The sequence below is a fragment of the Curtobacterium sp. B18 genome (assembly GCF_000333375.1).
Lineage (GTDB): Bacteria > Actinomycetota > Actinomycetes > Actinomycetales > Microbacteriaceae > Curtobacterium.
In genome coordinates this window covers 1-4,102 of the sequence record NZ_BACZ01000303.1, presented here as the reverse complement: position 1 = coordinate 4,102, position 4,102 = coordinate 1, and the positions used below count along the sequence as shown (strand labels likewise).

The following is a 4,102-nucleotide window of genomic DNA, read 5'->3' as shown; positions in this document are numbered from 1 at the left end:
GTGCTCAGCGGTGGCCGCGGGAGCAGCCATCGGGTTCTCGTGGCCGGCGGCGTGCCCGGCCATCGAGTGCATCAGGACCGTGAAGCCGACCAGCAGCAGCAACGCCAGCGTCGCCGTGGCCTGCAGCAGCAGCCGACGACGCGGGGAGGCGGTGGTGGCGAGCATCAGTCTTTCGAGCAGACGGGTCGGATGGGCGCTTCTATGGTGCGGTACCCCGATCGGCGGCGGCAACTCGGTGTCCGGATTCACACCGAACCCGCCGCGATCGGCCGATTCGGGAACACAGAGAAGGGTTCCGCGTTACAGCGCATGGTACCCCCCAGGGGTATACGTGAACTGTTGACGCCAGCCGCGTCAGATCGGAGCAGCATGGACACGCACGAGCACCACCAGATGAGCGGACACGAGCACGCCGACCACGGCGCCGGGCACGGAACGACGACGTGGTCGATGGCAGCACAAGCAACGCTGCACTGCCTCACCGGGTGCGCGATCGGCGAAGTCCTCGGCATGGTGGTCGGCACCGCTGCTGGCTTCCACAACGCCGGCACCATCGTCCTGTCGATCGTCCTCGCGTTCATCTTCGGCTATGCACTCACCATGCGCGGCGTCATCAAGTCCGGCCTGACACTCGCAGCGGCGTTCAAGGTCGCTCTCGCAGCCGAGACCGTCTCGATCGCGGTCATGGAGATCATCGACAACACGGTCGTGGTCGCGATCCCCGGCGCGATGGACGCGCAGCTCAACCAGTGGCTGTTCTGGGGATCCCTCGCACTCTCCCTCGCCCTCGCGTTCGTGGTCACCACCCCCGTAAACCGGTGGATGATCAGCCGCGGCCTCGGCCACGCCGTCGTCCACGGCCACCACTGACTGGGTCTCGATAGACGATCCGCTCTCGGGCACGTGTGCCCGAGAGCGGATGGATTCACTCAGCGGCTTGGATGGGCTTGGCGGTCTAGGCAGCGGTAGACGGTCGCTCGTCCAACACCGAAGAGTTCGGCGAGCTCGGCAACCGAGTGCGTGCCGGCTTCATGCACTTCGAGGAGGTGCCGTTGCTGCGCGACGCTGAGCTTGGGCTGTCGCCCACGAAGGTGACCCTTCGCTTTGGCGATCTGCATGCCTTCGCGCGTTCGAGCTCTGATCAGGTCCGACTCGAACTCGGCGACCATCGCGAGGACGTTGAACAGCAATCGGCCGACGGGGTCGTTCGGATCGTGGACGGAACCACCGATGTTGAGCTTGACGTTCTTCGCGGTGAGTTCGTCGACGATGTCCTTCGCATCGCGGAGGCTTCTAGCTAAGCGGTCCAGTTTCGCAATCACCAGGGTGTCTCCGTCACGGCAGGAAGCGAGCGCTTCGCGCAGACCTGGTCGTGAGCGGTTTGTGCCGGTCAAGCCGTGGTCGGTGTGGATGTTCGTCGGGAGGACTCCGAGCCGTTCAAGCGCGACGCGTTGAGCGGTGAGGTCTTGTTCGTAGGTTGAGACGCGGGCGTAGCCGATGAGTAGAGCATTCATGGCGCGAGGATCGCCTTGCTGCGCCAACTTCGGAATCGATCGGCGATCGAGACGTCAGTGGGATGCTGATGGTAGGCAGACTCATGCGCATCCGCCCGCGGACTTTCACGCTCCTTATCCTGCTGGCGGCCTGCGGAGTCGGGCTCTTCGTTCTGCCGCCCGGGGTACCGACGAAGATCGTCGGCGCAGCGTGCGTCGTTATGGCGTTCGTGGTGCTGTTCTTCTCGGAACGGGCTGGTCAGCCAGGGCGCTGATGCCGCAGGAGCATCCTTCTTCGGGGCCCGCTGACCCACCGGGTATCGAACGGCCGTGCTCTGACTGCACCACGTACTACGGTTCGAGTGTGCCCGCGTTCTCCACCGATGACATCCTCGGCAACAGGCTGGACTTCGAGATCGCCTGCGACGGATTCGTCCGCTGGCTGCGAGACGATACTGCGTTGCGCAACGCCGAGACGTGGCTTCGGCGCGAGGGCTACCGGGTCATCGAGCTGGACGCCGGGGCATGGAGAGAAGCCATGCAGATGCACATCGCCTTCGCGACGGCCCTGCAGTTCCCCAGCCACTTCGGGAGGAACCTGGACGCGCTCGACGACTGCATGTCAGACGTAGCCGTGGCGAACTACGGGTGGGACGGAACCGAGACGGGCCTCGTCCTGATCCTGTCCGGCTTCGACGATTTCGCTCAACGACTCCCACGGATCGCCGACCACGTGAAGCAGATCCTGGGGAGGCAGGGACGCTACGCAGCACTCTTCGGGAACCGGCTCCTCACGATCTTGTCCTGAGGAGGATCGGTGTTCGGGACGGGGCGACAAGCCTTCGGAACGTACGGTGCGAGCTGTCACGAGGGGATGCCTGTGATCTTCGTGTCCCTCTGGCTCAGCTGCTCCTGCTCCTGCTCCTGCTCCTGCTCCTGCGTCGCTTCGGGATGGCGATCGCGATTCCGAAAAGCGCTGCGACGGCCAAGACGATCAGCTGGGATACGGCGTCACGGGTGCTCATGTGTCCGAGGTGGGTCGCGTGGTACGCGAAGTGGAGCACGCCGAAGCTACCCCACGCGATGCCGAGGACGCGGAACAGCGGCTGTGATCGCCAGAACAACGCTGCAACGCTCGCGGCGCCGAGTGCGAGGTACTGTGCCCCGTGGTCGCGGATGAGGTGCTCGTTGAACGGTCCGTCTTGGGATATCCACTCGCCGAGTAGGGAGGGGAAGTGGTCGTAGAACTCTCGCGGGAGCACGTAGGCCCAGAATCCGACGCCTATGGCGATGATGATGGTGCCGACGAGACCGACGGTTTGCAGGGGACCGATGCGGTATTGGATGGGTCGGGGGTGTTCCACGGGAGGCTCCTTGCTTGTCGTGTTGTTCAGCTGCGGTGGTCAGCGGATCCAAGCCATTGGTCGAACGTGGTGCCGGTGACGCGCTGGGGCTCAGTCCCGCCGCGCAGGGCCCCGGAAGCGAGGCCCTTGCCGTACGCGCCAGGGAAGCGGACGTCGAGTACGCGGCGTCGGATGCCGTCGTGGTCGTACATCCGTCGGATCATCTCGGCGAGGGTGGTCTCCGCTGGTCCGACCAGATCCGGAGCTCGGACCGCGGGGACGGATTCGGCGACGCGGACGAGGTGCTCCGCGACGTCCCGTGCCGCGACGGGGCGAGACAGGGTGCGCGGCACTAATGTGACCGGTCCGATGGAGGTTTGGGCGGCGACCTGTTCCGCAAATTCGTGGAATTGCGCGGTTCGTGCCACGGTGTGCGGGACGTCGGAGGCCCGGATGAGCCGCTCCTGCGCGAGCTTGCCGGCGTAGTAGGACGTGTCGATCTCGTCGATACCGACGATCGACAGCAGGACGTGGTGCGCAGTACCGACTTGCGTCTCCGCCGCGAGGAGGTTAGAGGTGGCGGTGGAGAAGAACGCTCTGGCCGCTTTGGTGGCGAGCGTCGTGGTGTTGAGCACATCGATGACCGCGTCAGCGTCTTCGATCGAACCAGCGATACCGACATCGCCGAGCACGTCTACGCCGTGCTTCCTCGAGAGGACGACGATTTCGTGCCCTCGTTCGCGTGCTGCACGGACGACGTGGCGTCCGACGGTGCCGGTACCGCCGGCGATCGCGATCTTCATGTGGTCTCCCAATCCGGCGCGTGAAGCCGCGCTCTTGCTCACACTGACGAGGTCGCGGCGTAGAGTGTGAGGGCGCCCTTCAACTGGAGTGTCGCGAGCGTTGGCTACGGCTGCGTCGTGCCGGCGTTGACGGGGTAGCGGCGGGTGCCAGTACGGTGTGCGCCGAGCGGTACGAGGGAGTCGGGAGCGTCGGCGCCGAGCGCAACGCCGGGTGCCGTCGCTACCTGACGGCTGTCCGCGGCTGCCGAGAGGGTTGCGCGGAGGAGTTCATCGAGCCGATAGCGGTCTGGTCCGGCGAGGTCGACGGTGTCGTTCACGGGCTCGCTGGTTGCGGTCTCGGCCAGGAGGTCCACGACGTCGTCGACGTCGACAGGCTGGAGCAGCATGCCCGGTGCGCGGACGACGCCGTCTTCTGTGAGCCAGTCGGCGATTGTGGGGATGAAGTCGGGAACTGCGTGCGCGA

At 65.5% G+C, this 4,102-nt stretch carries 5 protein-coding genes and 1 pseudogene; 2 read left to right on the top strand and 4 right to left on the bottom strand.

From position 1 onward, the window contains the following. Positions 1 to 369: 369 nt before the first annotated feature. Entirely contained in the window at positions 370 to 870 is a 501-nt protein-coding gene (locus I5E_RS08085) for a DUF4396 domain-containing protein (RefSeq protein ID WP_022906530.1), read from the top strand. A gap of 59 nt (positions 871 to 929) precedes the next feature. Here the strand turns inward: I5E_RS08085 and I5E_RS23425 are convergent, their stop codons facing one another. Continuing rightward, complete coding sequence (locus I5E_RS23425; RefSeq protein ID WP_022906529.1) at positions 930 to 1,514, bottom strand: recombinase family protein; 585 nt, start codon at positions 1,512 to 1,514, stop codon at positions 930 to 932. A gap of 343 nt (positions 1,515 to 1,857) precedes the next feature. On the opposite strand from I5E_RS23425, the gene I5E_RS25340 reads away from it, so the two are divergent. Next, positions 1,858 to 2,301: a barstar family protein gene (locus tag I5E_RS25340; protein ID WP_022906527.1), complete on the top strand. Its 444-nt coding sequence runs from the start codon at positions 1,858 to 1,860 to the stop codon at positions 2,299 to 2,301. 94 nt (positions 2,302 to 2,395) lie between these two features. Here the strand turns inward: I5E_RS25340 and I5E_RS08065 are convergent, their stop codons facing one another. The 3 genes and pseudogenes from I5E_RS08065 to I5E_RS08055 form a co-directional block, all read right to left on the bottom strand. After that, positions 2,396 to 2,857 carry a hypothetical protein gene (locus I5E_RS08065; RefSeq protein WP_022906526.1) on the bottom strand — a complete coding sequence of 154 codons (462 nt, stop codon included), beginning with the start codon at positions 2,855 to 2,857 and terminating at the stop codon, positions 2,396 to 2,398. Positions 2,858 to 2,883: 26 nt separating this feature from the next. Then, a complete protein-coding gene (locus tag I5E_RS08060; RefSeq protein ID WP_022906525.1) occupies positions 2,884 to 3,639 on the bottom strand; it encodes an SDR family oxidoreductase in 756 nt (251 codons plus the stop codon). Between the two features lie 104 nt (positions 3,640 to 3,743). Next, positions 3,744 to 4,102, bottom strand: a pseudogene (locus I5E_RS08055) (hypothetical protein); the annotation flags it as partial.